The following is an 18692-nucleotide window of genomic DNA, read 5'->3' as shown; positions in this document are numbered from 1 at the left end:
CGTATGCTCGATCAAATGCGCCTTGGCGTGTTTGCGCCCAGATTTTATCGAGCTCCGCTCGATAAATTTCCTCTGAAAATCTGTGGCATCCGCCGGAGGCTTTAACTTTATTCAGCCGGGGTTTGAACCCCCACTGAACGGAATACCAATATGCATTCATCTCACCACTTACAGAATTGGGAGACTTCTGCTGAATGAAGTTAAACGGCTTTATTTTATAAGAACATTTAAAAAATTAAACAGTGGATGTATAATTAAATAGACACTGTATAAAAAATTTTACTCACGGGAGGCAGCTAAATGGCTTTTTCACTTCCATCCATTGAAGATATTCTAAAAGAAGCATTGAAAATAAAATCAAACACCAACCAGTTTTTATATATGGAAAAGGAACAACCATACAAAACCGTCCACGTAGACGACTCGACGGAAGACTTAATTCAAGCGTTTCAGGAGGCTTCCTCAATTGTCATCCTGGATGAGCAAAATCAGCCGGTTGGAACTGTGTCAGCCTCTGAAATCATCCAAATTTTTTACATCTTATACAGGCAATTGAAAGCTTTTTATACGACCGTTATTCAAACAACCGACTCATCCGTAACCGTCATTGATAAGGAGGAACGGGTAAAAACATGGACCGAAGGTGCAGAAAAGATTTTTTCCATCAAACAAAATGAAATTTTGAGTCGAAAAATAACCGATTTTTTTGAACCGGAAAAGCTTGAAATACTGGAATCCCTCCATAAGGGAAAAAGCATTGCCCATCATCAGCACCAGCCCAGATCCGACTTGTTTGTGCTGATCAACTCCAATCCCGTTCTTTGCGACGGAGAAATCATCGGGGCTGTAGTCTCTGAAACAGATGTTACAAGCCATGTGCTTCTTAATGAAAAGTTATTCAACATGTCAACGGAAGTCCATCGTCTCGAGCAGGAAGTTGCCAAGTATAGAAAAACTCAAGACCCCTTCAGTACCATCAAAGGAAAAAGCCTTGCCCTTCAAAAAACAGTTGAATTTGCCAGAAAAGTTTGCGGAGTAAAGTCCACTGTCCTGATTATGGGTGAAAGCGGGGTAGGCAAAGAAGTGTTTGCCAAGGCCATTCATGAGGCAAGTGAACTGAAAGAGGCCCCTTTCATCCCCGTTAACTGCGGTGCGATTCCGGAATCATTATTTGAAAGTGAAATGTTCGGCTATGAAAAAGGAGCTTTTTCTGGTGCCAGCCAAAAAGGGAAAAAAGGAAAAGTAGAACTAGCGAAAGGAGGAACGCTTTTTTTAGATGAAATCGGTGAAATGCCGCTGGATATGCAAGTAAAGCTGTTACGGGTATTACAAGAGCGTAAGTTTTACCGAATCGGGGGAGAACAAGAAATAGATATCGATTTTCGTGTTATTGCTGCTACAAACCGCGATTTGGCAGAGCTTGTCGAAGACGGGAAATTCCGCGAAGATTTATTTTATAGATTGAATGTGGTCAGCATACAAATTCCACCGTTAAGGGAAAGAAAAGAAGATATCGTTGAACTGACAAGCCATTTTTTTAAAGAATTGTCCATTCGATATAAACGGCCGATTCACCGATTCCCATCAGATATCATGCATGCTCTACTCCAATACGACTGGCCGGGGAATATTCGAGAGCTCCGGAATGTCATTGAGCGCCTAGTTGTTTTTGCAGTCGATGGGCTGATAAAAACAGAATACTTGCCTTTTAATTCAAATGGACGAGTGATTAATCAGGCTCAAATAAATGACGGGCGAACGAGTGAAAAGGAAGAAATTCTCCCTCTCCAGGAAGAGATGGATATACATGAAAAGGGAGTATTGGAGCGGGCATTAAGAATCGCTAAGGGAAATAAAGCCCATTGCGCGAAACAGCTCGGCATCACTAGAGCCACCCTATACAATCGAATGAAACGCCTCGGATTAAGTTAATCTGGTATATTTCTTGCATTATATTTTTGCAACGAATTGAAGGAGGGGATCATGTGAACAGGCTGAAAGAAATGGTTGTTTGTCGGTGCGAGGAAGTGACCTTCGGACTTCTTCAGGAAACAGCCGAAAAACATCAATGCACAGCAAGAGAATTAAAATTAAGAACACGGGCGGGAATGGGCTTTTGTGGAGGACGGACATGCCGGGTTTCCGTAGACAAAATGATTGCAAGTATTGTAAAGGAAGTTTCCTTGTCAGATATTCCTTTAAAATATCAACCTCCCATCCGCCCGGTCACTTTCAGATCAGTAGGTGATAATCATGAATAGAATCATAGACCATCCTATTCTAGGGTCCATCAATAATCAAAACACTATTCCTTTCCAGTTTGATGGAAAGACCTACAATTCTCACGAAGGGGAAACGGTAGCTGCTGCCTTGCTGGCAAACGGTGTCCGTCGGCTGCGGGACCATGAAGAAAGCGGAACACCACGAGGCTTCTATTGCAATATTGGCCACTGTATGGAATGCCGGGTTACAGTGAATGGACAATCCAATGTAAGGGCCTGCTTAACTCTTGTTGAGAAGAATATGAGAATAGAGAGTGGAAGGCAGCTTCCCAATATTGTGAAAAGGATGGTGGAAGAGCAGTGATAGATGTCATTGTGATCGGAGCTGGTCCCGCGGGTTTAGCTGGAGCTATCGCCGCGAATAAGAATGGGCTGAGCGTTATGGTACTCGATGAGTTCATCAAGCCCGGTGGACGGCTGCTTGGACAATTGCATCAAGAACCATCCGGCGAATGGTGGAATGGGATAGAGGAATCAAAGCGGCTGCATGAAGAAGCAATAAACTTAGGCATCGATATTCGTTTAAATGTATCCGTTTTCAACATTTTTCAAGAAGACTCCCTTTGGAATGTTTATACAGATGCGTGTACATATCAAGCTCCGTTTATTTTGCTTGCAACCGGAGCAGCCGAATATCCGATTCCCATTCCGGGCTGGACTTTGCCTGGTGCCATGTCCATTGGTGCTGCCCAGGTAATGACCAATGTCCATAGGGTTCAAGTTGGAAAAAGAGGGATCATCATCGGAGCTAATGTTTTGTCCTTTGCCATTTTAAATGAGCTACAGCTCGCGGGAATCCATGTGGACAGGATCGTCCTCCCGGATAAGAGTCCGCTGAGCAAAGACGCAGCCATACCAGAAGAAGTGATGAAATCCCTGTTAAACGTCGCACACCTTGCCCCTTCCCCTTTTCTAAGAGCGGGAAGCCGCATGATGAAAAATGTAGGGATGAGAAAAATAGGACTGCGCCTTTTTCCAAAAAATGGGGTAAACGTCAATGGAACATCGCTGCAATTGCGTAAAGCGGCAGTTGAAATTGTGGGCAAAGAACAAGTGGAAGGTGTTCGTGTGGTAGATATTGACGCTCAAGGCAACAAAATCTCTGACTCGGAAATTGAGTACGATGCCGACTTTGTTTGCATCGCTGGCGGTTTATACCCTCTAGCGGAGTTGGCAGCTGTGGCGGGTTGTCCTTTTGAATACATACCTGCGCTCGGCGGACATGTCCCCATTCATTCAGAAGCAATGGAAACGCCGCTTCAAGGACTGTTTGTCGCTGGAAATATCACTGGGATTGAGAGCGGAAAAATCGCTATGGCGCAAGGGACAGTTGCTGGCCTTTCTATTGCCAATAAAGTAGAAAAAGAAAGTAAAACAATCACTAAAAAACTAAACCAGGCGCTACAACAGGTACAAACTGTTAGGCAAACATCTTCAATACAATTCAATCCTGAAATCAACAGCGGAAGAAATAAAATGAATAATCTTTGGGCAGCATTTGATGTGAATAACTCCAAAAATATAGTCTAAGAAATTTGATAATAGGAACAAAAAAGCAGGTGAAAGAACTTGTTTTCTCCACCTGCTTTATTTTTATGCCTTTATTCAACCTTTGTCATTAATCGTTTACTCATCAACAGCCTGCATTCCTACAAACTTCCACTCCAGATTAAGTGAATCTCCCTGGAATTGGTTCTGGTCTTCTCCATTGTCCACGAAGGAGAATTTTACAACAAGACGGTCACTGGCTCCGCTTGGGAGGCCATCTTTCCCTATAGCAGGAATGGTAATGTTTCTAGCTACGGCATCCGGTGACATATCTTTCAGTTTTGACAAAGAAGTTTTATAGATTGGTTGGTTGTTTTTGTCCATATTCAGCAAAAATTCCACTGAAATATGCTCTCCGAAATCTTCCGTATTGTCTCCTTTTGCGTCAATGACAGTATAATCTGTCTCTATAATTACTTTGCCTATATCCAGTGAGCCATTGTTTTTAAGTGTAAAACTCCGAAGAAATGAGTCTCCTGGCTTAATGTTTTTTACATTGATCAAGGTATTCGGATTCACTGACAAGTCCAAGGTCCCTGATGCGAATGTATTTTCCGATATCTTATGGTCACTAAAATAAGCGTAAGTACCGCCACCTATCAGAGCGATACCAAGCAGTATTGACATTAGGCCTACTCTTAAGCCTTTTGTTAAGTGCAACATATGCTCCCCCCTAATTGCATCCTTTGCCGGACGGAAGACTTGAATCTTAAGATGCTTCCTCTAAATCTTTTTCCTGACTATTGTGGTCGGTCAAAAAATCAAATATGGCTGTGCTAATGATATCTCCTGCAAATTGCAGTCTTTCAGGGCTAATATTTTCGATCGTATCGTGGTGAGTGTGATATTCCGGCTCCAAACCGCCGTTTGCTGTCCCCATATTAAAGCAAGCTGCGGTAATGCCCGCATTATGGAATGGCACATGGTCAGACGACCCTCTTCTGAAAAGAATCAGTTTTTCTTTATCTTTGCCCAATTTATCAAAAGCGGCATTGGTGTAATCCCAGGCTGTATTTGCCTTGCCATCAACCGTATTGACCGCAAGATAAGAAGCGGGCTCATATTTCGCTCCAAGCATTTCCATCTGGAAGTTAATCAGACTTCTGTCGAAATCCTCTTTCGGAAGGTTGCGTACATAGTAATTTGAACCAACCAAGCCGACTTCCTCGGCACCGAAGGCTACAAACCTCAATTCTTTATCGGTCGGGAAATTCTTTAAAATCCTCGCAAGTTCAACAATTGTGCTGGTCCCTGATCCGTCATCATTGGCTCCTGGAGAATAAGGAACACTGTCATAATGGGAAGTGATGTACACAATTTCCGGATTTACAACATTCGCGGGCTTCTTCACAGCAATGACATTTTGGGATTTTTGATTAGTGTGTGTATGAATGATCAAGTTAGCCTTTACCGCGCCTTTGGAAAGTTGCGCAAGCAATGCTTCACCATCATCTTTTGTGATTCCCACGACCGGAATGGTACTATTATTATTCAGTGTCGGACGAACTGGAGTAAGACTGTCCGTGTTATCATAAATCACAACGCCAATCGCTCCGGCATTGGTCGCATTCACTACTTTTTCCCAATAGGAATTCTCTCCCCTCTGAACCAAAGCAATCTTCCCCTTTGCATCATCTGAGAAGTCGCCAGGCTGCCCAAGGCCTGCATGATAAAAGTCGCCTGTAACACCTTTCACACCAGTTACAGATGATCCTGTAGCGGCACCCAAAGCAAGTTCCTTATTATTGTTTAGGATTTTCAATGTTCTTTCTGTCCGGTTATTAATGGCGAACTCCTGGATGGAGGTTTCGTACCCAAAGCTCTGGAATTGGCTTTTTAAATATTCCGCAGCTTTCCTTTCACCATCCGTACCTGCAACTCTCGGCCCGATTTCCACACTTAATTGATGCAAGTAATCCATGACTCTAGCAGAATCAAATATGGCATCCCACTTGCTGATTAGGGCATCGGCATAGTCTCTTAATAGATTGGCGGCATTCTCGGAAATCATTCCTTTTGTTACATAGTTGTTTAGTAAAACATGAAAGCTTTCCATGTGTTTGATCGCTTTCTTGTATGATTTGCTGCTTTCATAATGTCCTACCGCAGTGATGTGGGTTTTTAAGGCACGCGAAACAGCTGGGCTTGCAAAATCCCCATCTTTTTCCAGGCTGTCAATGATCGCCTGCATGTTGACAATGCTGGCTTCTGTTTCTTCTTGAGTGATTGCATTGCTGCTTGTATGATTATAATCCATGCTTTTTGGTGAAAATCCGACCAGTGTAGAACTAATTAATACGGCCGACATGAAGGCGCCAAAACGGCGTATTCTCATATAAAAAGCCTCCCTTATTCAGTTTTTAAAAATCGAAATATTCCGTTAAACGGAGCAGGATCTCACCCTGCTCCGATTTTACCCCCTATTTTTGTTCGCCTGGTCTTTGCGTTGCATTGAATGTCCATGTCAATTTCAGTGAATCTCCTTGGAACTGGTTTTGATCCTCCCCGTTTTCAAGGAAATTAAATTTGACTACAAGGTCATGAGTCTCCCCAGCCGGAAGTCCCTTATCACCAAACTCGGGATAAAAAATATTTTGGTTTACAGCTTCCGGAGTCATATCTTTCAGCTCTGCCAAAGTGGTTTCAAAAATGACTTCATCAAGGTTATTCACGTTATATAGAAATTCGACCTGAATATGCTCTGCCATGTCTTCGGTATTATCCCCATTGGCATCAATGACTGTATAATCTGTTTCCAGCAGCACCTTATCGATGTCCAGCGTTCCCCCGTTTCCTAATTCAAAGTCACGGATAAATGAATCGCCGGGGGCGATATTGTCAACATTAATAATTTCTGTCGGAGATAGAGTCAGATCAAGGGTTCCCGCAGCAAATGTATTGTTTGTCGTTTCCGTATCACTGAAATATGCATAAGTCCCTCCTCCGATCAACGCCGTACCCAGAGCCACAGTCATCATACCCATACCGAAACGTTTTTTCATTCCCATACTTGATTCCCCCATTAATTTATTTTTTCTATCTCTATGAGATAGGTACTACCCATTTCCAAGATTAATAAAATGCTATTTATTTGACGTTTGCGCTTCTGAATCCTTATATTTTTCCGGAATTCGCATTGTCCGCCATAACGTGATAAGGCCATACCCAACTAGCAATATTCCAGGTAAAAACAATAAAAGCGCCGCCCCCAGTTGTGATTCTGTGATCTTAAATAGATAGCCCGCATACGGAATTGTAATCCCTGTATATTGGCCAACAATATTTTTAATATGGACAGGTTCCAAATCTGGACCATTGTTATTATCGCCTTTTGTAATAAAACGGCTGCCCCCGTCCTTTATCTCTGTAATTCTATGCGTTACGAGGACATTCTCTTTTGTGATAAAAGTGATGACATCCCCTTTTTCAAATCGATCCCCTTCTGACGTTATTTTAATAAAAATGATCGAACCGGTCTTAATATCGGGCTCCATCGAACCAGAAAGGACAGCCTTCATTTGGTAGCCAAAAATGCTGGGATATTCACCCGACATTTTGGATGTAACCACATTGATCAAGATGACAGCCAGGACGATCAGCGAAAGGGTCGAACCAATATTGCTGATTGCTTTCTTTGTTTTTTGCCACTTCATTGTAAAACATCACTCCAACCTGTTTTTGGTTGTAAAAATCCCTTACGGAACTTGTTCTTTCCCCTCTTCTTCGCTGCTGACATCGGCATTATTTGAAATGTCCGTTTGTTGGTCCCCAGGTTCGGATTTTATGGGCTCTCCTTTTTCACTTTGGGTGGCAGCATCATGATCGACCTTGTTCTTCGGATCACCCGCTTCTTCCATGTCTTCTATTTTGTCCTTTTGTTCTTCAATTTCAACAGACTTAGCCTCGTTATTGTCCAAGTCACTTTCTCTGTCTATTTCTTCGTCCTGGTCGGCCGGTACTGTATCATTAGATTCATCTGTTTCTTCCTGCTGGTCATTGACGGACATTACACCAGAAATTTTTTCCTCATGGGTGTAAAGTGCCGTTGTTGGAGAAGTCAGATGAAAGGCGATGCAAATGAACAAATACAGGATAGCAAGCCACTTGATTATTAAATTTTGATTCAAGGAAACTACCACTTTTTTTGCTATTTGAAAGCCTCTCATCCTATTTTCTCCCTTCGATTAAGATGCTTTTTTCGTCTGTGCCCCTTGCTCCTGGGCAGCGAGGTCTGATACGGCTGAATGAATGATACTGCCGATGATTTCCATTCTTTCCGGACTGACGTTTTCAATTACGTCTCCCGGAGTGTGATACCATGGCTCCAAGCGATGAGCGACAGGCTCTTCCCAGATGAAAAGTGCTGCATCAATTCCGGCTTCATAGAACGGAATGTGATCCGATCCGCCTGAGCGGTACATGTGTAAGATTTTTTCATCTATTCCAAGCTTGGCAGCTGCCGCTTTTCCGGTCTCCCATGCCAGATTGGATCTGCCATCTCCGGTATTCACAGACAGTTGTGTAGCCTTGTCCCAATTTGTCCCTACCATATCCAAGTTAAAGTTGACCAAACTTCTGCTTACTTCTTCTTTTGATAACTGGCCAACGTAATATCTAGAACCTACCAACCCAATCTCTTCCGCACCAAAGGCTATGAATCTGATTTCTTTATTTGTTGGCATGTCCTTGAAATTCCTGGCTAATTCCAGGATGGAAGAGGTACCCGTTCCATTATCATTGGCACCCGGTGAACCGGGGACACTATCGTAATGTGCCGTAATATAAACGATTTCCGGATTTTCAATGCCCTTTGGCTTTTTAACAGCAATAACATTTTGTGACTTCTGATTTGTCAGCGTCTGTACTGTGAGATTTACTTCCAATCCACCCGATGAAAGCTTCGAAAGCAATTCTTTTCCATCCGCCTGTGTAATCCCGACTACCGGAATGGTGCTTCTATTGTTCCCCAAGCTCGGGTTGATAGGGGCAAGGCTTTCCGTATTGTCATAAATGATGACACCTGTTGCTCCTGCCTTCGCTGCGTTATCCACCTTTTCCCAATATGTGTTCTCCCCTCTTTGAATAAGAGCGATCTTTCCTTCTGCATCATCTGTAAAATTCTCCGGCTTCCCTAATCCCGCATCATACAAGTTTCCTGTAATGCCTCTTTCATCGGTTTGCGCTGAACCGCTTGACACGGCCAAATGTAATTTTTTGTTATTATCTGAGACGATTTTCAATTCTCCTGCCACTCTGTCCCTGATATTAAATTCCTGAGTCGAAACATCATATCCAAGTCTTTCGAACTCATTTTTAATATATTGGGCGGCCTGCCTTTCTTCATCCGTCCCCGTAACCCTTGGTCCGATATCAACACTTAAATGCTGAAGATGCTGCATCGCCTTTTCAGGATTAAACCTTGTATCCCATTTTTCTATCAGGTCATCTGCATATCCCTTAAGAATACGCGCTGCCTTTCCGGAAATGAGTTTATTCTTTTCCTGCTGATCAAGGAGTGTCTTGAAACTGTTCATATGCTTGATGATTTTATCCGCTTCTTTTTTCTGTTCGTAAAGATCTACTGCAGTCAAGTGGGTTGTTAATGCGCGAGCCGCTACCGCACTTGTTATTTCACCTTCAGCTTCAAAGTGCTTAACAAGCTTTTTCATTGCATTGGCACTTACGCCTTCAGCCAAGTAATCGATGACAATTTTTGCCTCGTTATAGTTGTTTTTATCCCCATTAGGATTGTATCCGTTTTCAATATTGCCGGCTGCATCAACTGAAAACCATTTAATCGTGGTCGTTTCATCGATTTTTAAAGATTCCGCCGCTTCTCTTGTTCCAGCCACTTGAATCACTTTTGACTTGAGAGTTGGCCTTGATCCATCAAGCGTATAATAGACAGTTGCCGGTTCACTCGTTTCAAACTTAATTTCTACAGGGTTGTTATAAGTACCCGCTCCAGGAGTTATTTTGGATTCAGGTTTGACATCATCGTTAGCATTTTCATAGGCCACTTCGAACATACCGATTAGTCCGTTTGCGAATTCCATCGCCTCAGCATGCCCTTCACTGAATGCCGGCTGGAAACCTACGGCTGTCCACCGTTTTGTATCGGCATTCCATAGATCTGCGCCAACTTCAAAGTTCCATGCATAAATACCGTGTTCATACCAAAGGGTATCCGCGGAGTTTCCTCCTGCAGAATATAAAACATCAGGAATCGGTCCCGTCCTGCTTGGCAAAATAACTGTTCCACGGTGTTCTTTGATCTTTTTTAGAATATGTTCGGACGCTTGCCAATAATATGCTTCCTCTCCAGCTGTAGGGCGGGGCAACGTTACCCGGTTTCCATCATATGCACCAGGGGACCACATGAAATAACCGCCGTAAGCATGGATATTCATCGCAAATTTAATGTTTGGATTTTCTTCAGCCAGCCAATTTAAATTCCGTGCCTCAGGTTCAGAGAATGGTTCCGGTCCGGCAAAAGTATCGGAGGTGCAGCTTTTCGAACCGCCAATCCAGCCGTCCCAAACACTTCCAATTTTATAGTTCCGGTTTAAGTCGACTCCCCATGAATTGCGGTAAGCCGGATCAGATGCTTCGGGGCCACAATGATTTGACAAGTTTCTGCGCTGCATGTTGTAGTCATAAAATGAATAGTGCCCTCCATCAGGATTGATGGTTGGAACAATAAAGATATCCAGATTATCTACAAGCTTCTTTGTATCCTCGTCTGTATGATAATTCCGAAGCAGGCGCTCCGCCGTTTCAACAGACACAAGCGGTGTTACCCATTCACGAGCATGTTCCTGTGAATAGCCGAGTACCCCTGGCTTGGAGCCGTCACGCACCTTACCGATACGAATGGCTTTCACTTCGAATGGATCCCTGGATACTTCCTTTGGCGCTTTTAAATTATCAGTCAGCTTTATATCGCTTTGCGGCTCAACTATGCCGGTTCCATTGGAGTTTCTATACCTTGTGGCAGTGACCAGATCACCGGCATTTTCGTTAATGGCTTTAATGACATCCGTAGATGTGCTGGTCGGCTTGCCAGATTGGTCAGTCCCTAGACTTACCTCAATATGTTTTTTGTCAACAGATACCTTTAAATCCGCACTTTCTCTATCAGGTGCACTGATGTCAACCGTAATATCATTTCCGCCTTCATGTCCCCATGATTTTGATGTAAGAACCATTGCCGCATTCACAACATTTCCAACCGTAGCCTGAGCTTTCCGTCTATAGCCGTTTGTTTTTTCAGGAAGTACTACAATTTCTGCTAACTCCGGAAATTCTTTGGCCAGTTGCTCAATCCTTTCTGTCACTTCGGTTGGCGTCATGTATCTGTCAACAAAGTCACTGAAATACTCATCGTCTGAAGGGGTCCCTTCTCCGATCCATTCTTTTAATGCTGTTTCTGCCTTTCCACCTTGGTCAGTTGTAATGACTACCTTTTCTGGAACAGATTCAATATCGGTCAACACGTAGTGATAGAGATATTCACCCGCATCAACTTTCCTTGTCATAGAAGCAGTTTGCTTATTTCCTTTGCTATCTGTCCATTCTGCCATCATGCCAACATTGGGTCCTGCACTTGACTTTACTTCAAGATATAAGAACTGCCCTGATTGATTTTTGAAATAATCTGCCCTGAACACCTTAACATTGTCTGCCTGCTGTGCCAGTTGGCGTTTCTGTTTATCTTTCTCTTCCTGCTGCCTTAAAAGTTTTTCACCTTCTTCAGAAGTTTGAAGGATTGTCACTTTATACCCTTTAAGCTTGAGCATCTCAATGTCAGCCTCTGTAACAACTGCTTGCACTTCAAGCTGCCCGTTTCGGTCACTGACATACCCTGTCAAATCGAAGCCTTTTACTACCAAGTCCTCCACTGCCTTCCGATCTGGGACGACAATTTCTACAAGTGCTGTTTTCCGTTCAAATTCAACCTCGGTCGTCTCCTCTTTCGGGGCTGCTGCAGTGGGGTTAACAAAAAATGAGGAAACGATCAAAGCAACGACGCTTGTCCCCGCTAAAAAATATGACATAAATCGTCCGTATGACACTTAATTCCCCCCTACATAAAAATTTTGAATTTCCATTGTTGATTATATCAGTATTTTTAGAAGATTGTTATCATTTGAAATAAAATGATTATATAGCATTATAAAGATAACATTTTTTACAACGGAGGGTAGTATTTAGGTAATATGGCAATTAATACTTACTGATACATAGTTAGTTCTTTGTTCCTATTTTGGTTTTTCATGGAGAAATACGGATAAAATGATTAAACAATCAAAAAAACCCCTGAATCGTTAAAATTCAGGGGTGACCTCATAGGGAATATCAATTTTAACTTGCCTTGCCGTTTGGCAATTCGGTTTTCTGTTTTTCCAATAATACTTTCAAATAATCGCTATTTGCTTTCAGCATTTGATGTGTTCCATCCGTCATCAAGTTATTCTTTTTATGTTGGTCGAGCAGCTTATTGAAACCGTCTAAATGCTTCATAACCTTCTCGAATTGACCGGTCTCTTCATAATGTTTTAAGGACTCTGCATGTACCTTCAGGGATTGAGCAACACCTTTGTTTGTAAACTTGCCAATTTCCTCGTAGCGTTCGACAAGCGTTTTAATATGATCGGCAGATACCTTTACAGGTATTTCCGGTCTCGGAGGATTAATCGGGATCACCCCTTGATAATCAGTATTGAAGCCGCTGATAGGCCGTATCGGCACTTCATTCCAGCGTTCGGGATCAGCCTTATACAATTCTCCGGAAGCAAGCCCTGATAAAAATGCATGAGTGGCGATGATATTCTGCTGTATCAAAGGCTCCCGTTCTCCGTCAAGGAATTGTCCAGAGGTTTCCAAGAAAACAGCTGGATTGCTGTGGCCATCAGGGTTTAGTCCTTGATAATTGAACCCGAGCATCATCCCTGATGATACTCCACCTCGGATATCAATCACATTGCTGCCGGTGATATATTGGTCAACCGTAAATTCTTTATATGGTTTCATTGCATCATATACAGTAACCATTGCTTGGCGGGTTAAATCCTCAAACTCTCCTCCCTTGATGTTTGGAAGGGTAGGTCCTCCAGGGTTTAAAGAAATACCCAGCGACAGTGTCACAGGAATGTTAGTCCCATAGAAGTTTTTATTGCCTTGATGGTGGATGTCCATCATAAATTCAGGTTTGATTTCCGCCCAGAATTTGTAGTAACCGACTGATTCAATAGCAGCAAACCCGCCATCAACCCAGTCCCTGTTCAAGTCTACTGTGATTGTTTGGCCTCTTTCATTCAACTTGGGCTCCCCAGTTTCATGATCATACAGGATTGTTCCCCGCTGGTTTCTATTTGCACCATCGACATTATACATCGGGATAAAATAAACAGTCAGCTCGTTCAAAATTTCTTTGTAAGAAGCGTCCTTTTCATTTATCAGGTTTTCAATCAGACGCAGCGTCGCATTTGTACCATAAGGCTCGTTGCCATGGATACGCCCTTGAACCCAGATCTTTTTGTCCCCGTTACCTATTTTGGCAACGTAAAGATCCTTGCCTGTTTCACTTCTCCCTTCCTCGATCCCTAACTCCCTCAATGTAAACACATCGAGTTTGCCATTACTTTTTTCTTCCAACTGCCCAAGAATATCCACCATTTCATCGTAGAGAATGACATTGGAGCCAACGATGCTTTCCGACTCTGCTCCAGCAACCCCGCTTGATGAAAAAATAAGAAACAAGGCTGCGAATACAAAAAATACACGTCGCTTTAACAACTTTCTCACTCCTTTCAAAATATCCCTCTTTGTCATTTGATTGAATGGCGAGTTATGTAAGAGGTTGATAGGGTCCAGCGTCAATGGCAGATAACATCCGACTTCTATTTCTTCATAATTGTCCCATCAATTGCCCACATCACCTCCTCAAAATCCAATCAATCTGCCAATTTTTGCTGAAATCAGTCAACCATTGGCGAATAACAAATCTAACCGTAATCTTCCTTATCCGTGTATATCTGTTATATAACGATCCAAAAAAAGGATGAAGATAAAAAAAGGATAGCTTTTTTAAATCAAATGGGCTATCACTCTGAATCTACTGTCTTCGCTTTAAGATTTTATACCTAGGACTTGTTCAAAATAACTGTCACAATCATACGATTGATTACCAAAATTATATCAGATTTGTCTAAATATTTTAATAACATATCCAAAAAATAGTTCATAAGAAATACAAATTTCTTCCCTATCCCTTTCTTATTAGCACTAAGTTACTTAATACAAGCGAAAAAAGGTAGGGCAAAGTGCCCGGCAATACACAGACAATGTCGAAGTATCCTAATACTTACCGAAATACCCTTTATCCAAAAAAGTTGAAGATTCATCGTGAAAAATACTGTAAAAAGAAGGTGTCATCGCTATCTTTTATAAAGAAATTGGGCATAACGACCATTAAAAATAGACGAAAGAAGGCGAACCCCTTTCTCATCTTTTTACACCTTACGCCTACAGTTTCCTCTCGTATCTGGTTCTCGGGCTTGTGTTGCCCACCAGACGGTTTTGTCCCCTTCTATTTTATTACCCCACTTTCAAATAGGGCCTCTGTTCCGGGTATCTCGATTATGACTTCCGCTCCTAAATCTCCGAGTACTTTCGTTACAAAAGGACCAGGGATAAATTTCCCGAACTCAATGACCTGATACCATACAGCGGCCCCTTCTGATTCAACTAAAGCATAACCCCCTCCTCCGACTATTTTTGCACTAGTTAGGGCAATTGGAAAATTCCTATGATAAAAGGTTACAATAAAAAAAGACCTCAACATGAGGAGGGATCCGAGCGTGCATTCAATCATACTATTCGATGGAGTTTGCAACTTTTGCGATGCAAGCGTCCAATTTATTATAAAAAATGATCCAAAAGGGCATTTTCGCTTTGCCATGCTCCAGAGCGATATCGCTCAAGAACTGCTGAGACAATATAATGTACAATCCAATGTAGACAGTATGATTTTGATAGAAGGGAATAAGGCCTATTGCAAGTCCGGTGCAGCCTTGAGAATCTGCAGGCATCTGAAAGGTCTTTGGAAGTTGGCTTATATACTGTTGATCATCCCGGCGCCAGCACGGAATTTTGCATACGATGTTTTGGCCAAAAACCGCTACAAATGGTTCGGAAAAAAGGAAAGCTGCATCCTCCCGTCTTCAGATGTGCGTGGAAGATTTTTATCTTAGATAGCGAGAAATTTGGTATGGGCATGGTTTGATTAGAAACGAGCCATGCCCATATTTTTTCATGAAGTTTATCATTTATGGGAGAGAATAACTTCACCTCGAGTTGGTAAGAAATTAAGTTACGGACTTTTATTAACCTCAAAAAATTGATAAAAAGGCTCCTTGTCCAATTCTTTTAGTTCCAATTCAAAATCAAACCACTTAAATATCTGGTCGCTCATATCGTTTACCCGGAACAGAATTTGGCTATCTTGGGCGATTCCCTTGATTTGCTGAGCTGCCTCTAATGAATCCTTTGATAAACTTCGAAAATGATATTCTACTTTTTCGTTATGATGATCAACAAAAATCAGCTTCCAGGTGAATTCTGTCTCGTCAGTCGGATCACTCAGTTTCGCTTTATGTACGGATGGCTGTACATAAATCCCCTTGATTTCATCGAATGATTTGACTGTCCGCTTTCCGGTCCAAGAATGGGAAACCAGTCCAAGATCCTGATGAATCCCCCGATAATCAGACCACATGACATATTGAAAGCCACTGTACAAGAAAACAGTCCCAATAATAATACCGGTTAAAAGCCGTTTTCGCTTTAAATCGGGACTGAAAAAACGAATCGATATGAAAAGAAGAAGTGCCAGCATGAAGACAAGTGAAAGGGAACTGAGCTCACTGGCTCCCGGTTCATATAGGATATATTTTCCATCCGAAATCGCTTTTTGTTTTCTCTCTTCATAAGTCTCATATGAATAAAATATGAGCGGAACAATGATGATACAGTAAACATAGATAGCGAGCCAGCGCTTTACCTTTTTCTTGAAATCTGTCCAAGATGTACGCATTAATTGGCCAAGCAGATAAAGCGGGAGACTTACGAGAAACAAGATAAAGATGGAAGCGGTCATATTCTCCTCAAATTCTGATAAAGCCCCGAAAGCAAATACTAAACTAAAAACTAAAAAAATGATTCCTATGTACTTTTTTATCTCATTCACCTCTTTCGTGATTGAAAAGACAAGCAGGAGCATCAACTTGAACTACTTTCCTATTTTATTCATTTTCTTCCATATTCACCAGTGCCAGTCCTTCTGATAAACTAGTAATATTATAAAGTTCAAGGAGATTTGATAGTGAAAAATGTTATCTTTGGTATAGCGGTCCTTATAATAGTGGGACAAATCGCCGGATTAATTTTCTACCCTATGTCTCCAAAAAGTACAGTGGGACAAGAACCTAATATTCAGGAGCCTCCTATAAAACAACCCTTATATGCGGACGAAGCAGTTGATTACTCCTTGCAAAATGATGAAGTGAATATCACTTTTGATAATGGAGAGAACTGGCTCCCCATTCCGATTGAAAAAGATGCGCTTTTTAATGGGGAGTACAGTGGGAATCGTGAGGAGCTGATTGAAAATAGCTATGTCTTGACAGAAAATCATGCAGCCTTCCTATACTCGGAAGGAGCAAGTCCAGAAGAAAATTCAATCAAATTGATACACTCATTTGACAAAGGAAAGTCATGGGAAGAAGTGATCATTGCAGAGGATTATCCACCCATCCGTTTTCGGAAAGTTGCTTTTCTTAATGACCGCTTCGGCTACATCATCATTTCCGGTGACCGTACAATGTCACAAGAACGGTCGAGTGTCTTTTTGACGCTTGATAGTGGAAATACTTGGAAAGAAACCAATAACTCCAATGTCACAAGGTTAGTTGCGGATGGCGGCTTTACCGATGAGCAGACAGGTTTTTTATCGTTTGGTATCTTGAATCCTGAACAACCTGAACTTCATGTGACACAAGATGGCGGCGCGACTTGGAATGAAGCGGAAATTCGAATTCCTGCCAAATATCGTAAAATCTTTGTGATTGCAGAAGCCCCCTTCAAAGAAGGAAATCAGCTGGCAATGCTCATAAACCAGGGACCCAGCGGCGATTATGCAGGCGGAGAAGTAAAAGGAAAATTCCTTTCGAAGGATAATGGAAAAACGTGGGCGTTTTCAACGGAGGTACAGGCAAATGAATAAGAAAACCAAACAAATCTGTGGCTGGATTTTGCTTCTTCTCGCCATCGGCTTTTTCGTTTGTCAAATGACATTCTTGTTTTTACATGCCCGATTCCAAGTCGAATACAGCGATGAGCGTTTTTTCTACTTTCTTAATATTTTAAGCATCGTCTTCCTTGGACTATCCATACTTCTTTTGCTTAAAATTGGTAAAAAGCAGAAGCTCATTGGTGGAATGGTAATTGTCCTATTTATCTTAGTCAATGGGATACTTCTCGCTGTTGATTCTACAAGAACAAGAAATATTGTTCGGCTTTCTCCCGATTACAAGCATGTTTTATCCATCAAAGAAAATAAAGAAACGGGGCAATCCATATATTACAGAACGTACTTCCATATTTTTGCCTGGCCAAAAGAAACACTTCCCTATAAAACAACCGGTGATTTTAAGGTGTATTGGCTGGCCAACGATGTGGCCGCCGTAACATATCGGGCGGCTGACCATACCATTCATCAATACATCGCTACGTATGGGGACCGCGGAGACGGTGGCTATTACTATGTAGGTCCATCCATCTACGGCCGCTGGTCGGGAGGTAATATTGAGGTTACGAGCAGCCAGGATGGAATTAAGGTGATCCATAACGACGGAATGGATTCATTTAACTGGGATCAAGTCGTACAATTCGGAACGTTGGCGGTTGTACTGACCAACAATAATGAAGCTGTTTGGACAATTGCTCTTGACGAAAATTTTAAAGTCCAGTCCGAATCGCTCGTACCCCCAATTGGAGACATCAGCATTTATAAGGCAACAATGGAAAAATCAAGACCTGTCACATTAAAGTATGCAGGTTCTTAAAAAAGAGGAAAAAGGCGTTCCGGGTCGAATTAATCAATTTGAAAAAAATGAGAGGATGGACGGTTATGCAACCAAAAAACATTGCCACTTTCGAATGTGAAGTCATTCAGAAAGAATTTAAGCTGATTGGACAAAGTATCACTGTAAACTTCCCGGACTCCTTTCCCGATGCTGCCATCAAGTTGCAAAAGGATTTTTTCAACAGAGTAGATGAAGTTCATAACACAAAAAGTAAAGAAGTGTTATTCAGCCCGTATATGTGCAACGAAATTATCGCAACCTATTTTGCCTGCCTTGAAGTGGATGAGATTGATAAGATTCCTGAAGGTATGATCGGATTCAAACTTCCTATGACGAAATATGCAAAAATATCCTGTTCAAACAAAACGATAAGCGAAGGATACGACGCCGTTTTCGCCTGGATGAAGGAGCATGGATACAAGCAGCGATGGTTTGACCATTCATCTCCTGTGGAAATTTATTATATTGATGAAAATGCCCTGGAAGAAACTGCGGAGATTTTAATACCCATTTATTAAGAAAAATGCAAAGACAGGCAAGACAGTTTCAGCCACCATAGCAGCAACTGACTTTCATTACATCATGTGAAACGTCACTGATAAGATTCATCAAGCTTTACTTTGTTGTTTCCAAAGAATTTTTGCCGCAGGTGTACATTAACCTGGTCCTCGCCTCTATGGGCGCATGTACCCCCATGACGCCGCATCCTAAGATT

17 protein-coding genes are annotated in these 18692 nt (G+C 42.0%); 8 read left to right on the top strand and 9 right to left on the bottom strand.

Going from position 1 to position 18692, the window contains the following annotated elements; all coding sequences use genetic code 11:
- The first annotated feature begins 300 nt into the window (after positions 1 to 300).
- The 4 genes from C509_RS0110735 to C509_RS0110720 are packed head-to-tail and all read left to right on the top strand — an operon-like array spanning position 301 to position 3812.
- Complete coding sequence (locus tag C509_RS0110735) at positions 301 to 1932, top strand: sigma 54-interacting transcriptional regulator (protein ID WP_018706940.1); 1632 nt, start codon at positions 301 to 303, stop codon at positions 1930 to 1932.
- 53 nt (positions 1933 to 1985) lie between these two features.
- The gene (locus C509_RS0110730; RefSeq protein WP_018706939.1) at positions 1986 to 2261 is read left to right on the top strand and encodes a (2Fe-2S)-binding protein; all 276 of its coding nucleotides are present in this window, start codon (positions 1986 to 1988) and stop codon (positions 2259 to 2261) included.
- Positions 2254 to 2586: a (2Fe-2S)-binding protein gene (locus C509_RS0110725; RefSeq protein ID WP_018706938.1), complete on the top strand. Its 333-nt coding sequence runs from the start codon at positions 2254 to 2256 to the stop codon at positions 2584 to 2586. Before C509_RS0110730 ends, C509_RS0110725 begins: the two co-directional genes overlap by 8 nt.
- Positions 2583 to 3812, top strand: a complete 1230-nt coding sequence (locus C509_RS0110720) for an NAD(P)/FAD-dependent oxidoreductase (protein ID WP_018706937.1) — start codon at positions 2583 to 2585, stop codon at positions 3810 to 3812. Before C509_RS0110725 ends, C509_RS0110720 begins: the two co-directional genes overlap by 4 nt.
- A gap of 96 nt (positions 3813 to 3908) precedes the next feature.
- On the opposite strand, the gene C509_RS0110715 is transcribed toward C509_RS0110720, so the two are convergent.
- From C509_RS0110715 to C509_RS0110680, 8 genes are all read right to left on the bottom strand, one after another.
- On the bottom strand, positions 3909 to 4493 hold the full coding sequence (locus tag C509_RS0110715; RefSeq protein WP_018706936.1) for a TasA family protein: 585 nt from the start codon (positions 4491 to 4493) through the stop codon (positions 3909 to 3911).
- Between the two features lie 46 nt (positions 4494 to 4539).
- A complete protein-coding gene (locus tag C509_RS23795; protein ID WP_018706935.1) occupies positions 4540 to 6165 on the bottom strand; it encodes a M28 family peptidase in 1626 nt (541 codons plus the stop codon).
- Between the two features lie 85 nt (positions 6166 to 6250).
- Positions 6251 to 6838 carry a CalY family protein gene (locus tag C509_RS0110705; RefSeq protein ID WP_018706934.1) on the bottom strand — a complete coding sequence of 196 codons (588 nt, stop codon included), beginning with the start codon at positions 6836 to 6838 and terminating at the stop codon, positions 6251 to 6253.
- Positions 6839 to 6913: 75 nt separating this feature from the next.
- Positions 6914 to 7483 carry a signal peptidase I SipW gene (gene sipW / locus C509_RS0110700; RefSeq protein ID WP_018706933.1) on the bottom strand — a complete coding sequence of 190 codons (570 nt, stop codon included), beginning with the start codon at positions 7481 to 7483 and terminating at the stop codon, positions 6914 to 6916.
- A 42-nt stretch (positions 7484 to 7525) separates the two neighbouring features.
- Positions 7526 to 7996, bottom strand: a complete 471-nt coding sequence (locus C509_RS0110695) for a hypothetical protein (RefSeq protein WP_018706932.1) — start codon at positions 7994 to 7996, stop codon at positions 7526 to 7528.
- A gap of 18 nt (positions 7997 to 8014) precedes the next feature.
- A complete protein-coding gene (locus C509_RS25135; RefSeq protein ID WP_018706931.1) occupies positions 8015 to 11905 on the bottom strand; it encodes a M28 family peptidase in 3891 nt (1296 codons plus the stop codon).
- Positions 11906 to 12194: 289 nt separating this feature from the next.
- Positions 12195 to 13628 carry a M14 family zinc carboxypeptidase gene (locus tag C509_RS23785; protein WP_169509203.1) on the bottom strand — a complete coding sequence of 478 codons (1434 nt, stop codon included), beginning with the start codon at positions 13626 to 13628 and terminating at the stop codon, positions 12195 to 12197.
- Between the two features lie 793 nt (positions 13629 to 14421).
- Positions 14422 to 14676 (bottom strand): CoA transferase, encoded by a 255-nt coding sequence (locus C509_RS0110680; RefSeq protein WP_018706929.1) that lies wholly within the window; start codon positions 14674 to 14676, stop codon positions 14422 to 14424.
- Between the two features lie 16 nt (positions 14677 to 14692).
- Here C509_RS0110680 and C509_RS0110675 point away from each other — a divergent pair, with 16 nt between their 5' ends.
- A complete protein-coding gene (locus C509_RS0110675; RefSeq protein ID WP_018706928.1) occupies positions 14693 to 15085 on the top strand; it encodes a thiol-disulfide oxidoreductase DCC family protein in 393 nt (130 codons plus the stop codon).
- A gap of 119 nt (positions 15086 to 15204) precedes the next feature.
- Here C509_RS0110675 and C509_RS0110670 read toward each other — a convergent pair whose 3' ends face one another.
- Positions 15205 to 16113, bottom strand: coding sequence for a hypothetical protein (locus C509_RS0110670; RefSeq protein ID WP_169509202.1), 909 nt, complete (start codon positions 16111 to 16113; stop codon positions 15205 to 15207).
- A gap of 102 nt (positions 16114 to 16215) precedes the next feature.
- Between C509_RS0110670 and C509_RS0110665 the strand changes: the two genes are divergently transcribed.
- The 3 genes from C509_RS0110665 to C509_RS0110655 are packed head-to-tail and all read left to right on the top strand — an operon-like array spanning position 16216 to position 18495.
- Complete coding sequence (locus C509_RS0110665) at positions 16216 to 17115, top strand: WD40/YVTN/BNR-like repeat-containing protein (protein ID WP_018706926.1); 900 nt, start codon at positions 16216 to 16218, stop codon at positions 17113 to 17115.
- Positions 17108 to 17956 carry a hypothetical protein gene (locus C509_RS0110660; protein WP_018706925.1) on the top strand — a complete coding sequence of 283 codons (849 nt, stop codon included), beginning with the start codon at positions 17108 to 17110 and terminating at the stop codon, positions 17954 to 17956. Before C509_RS0110665 ends, C509_RS0110660 begins: the two co-directional genes overlap by 8 nt.
- A gap of 47 nt (positions 17957 to 18003) precedes the next feature.
- Positions 18004 to 18495, top strand: coding sequence for a GyrI-like domain-containing protein (locus C509_RS0110655; RefSeq protein WP_245542463.1), 492 nt, complete (start codon positions 18004 to 18006; stop codon positions 18493 to 18495).
- Positions 18496 to 18692 lie beyond the last annotated feature (197 nt).

It is taken from the genome of Siminovitchia fordii DSM 16014 = CIP 108821, from assembly GCF_000374565.1.
In the GTDB taxonomy this organism is placed as follows: Bacteria; Bacillota; Bacilli; order Bacillales; family Bacillaceae_C; genus Siminovitchia; species Siminovitchia fordii.
The sequence above is the reverse complement of the archived record's forward strand: the minus strand, read 5'-3'. Positions and strand labels throughout refer to the sequence as shown.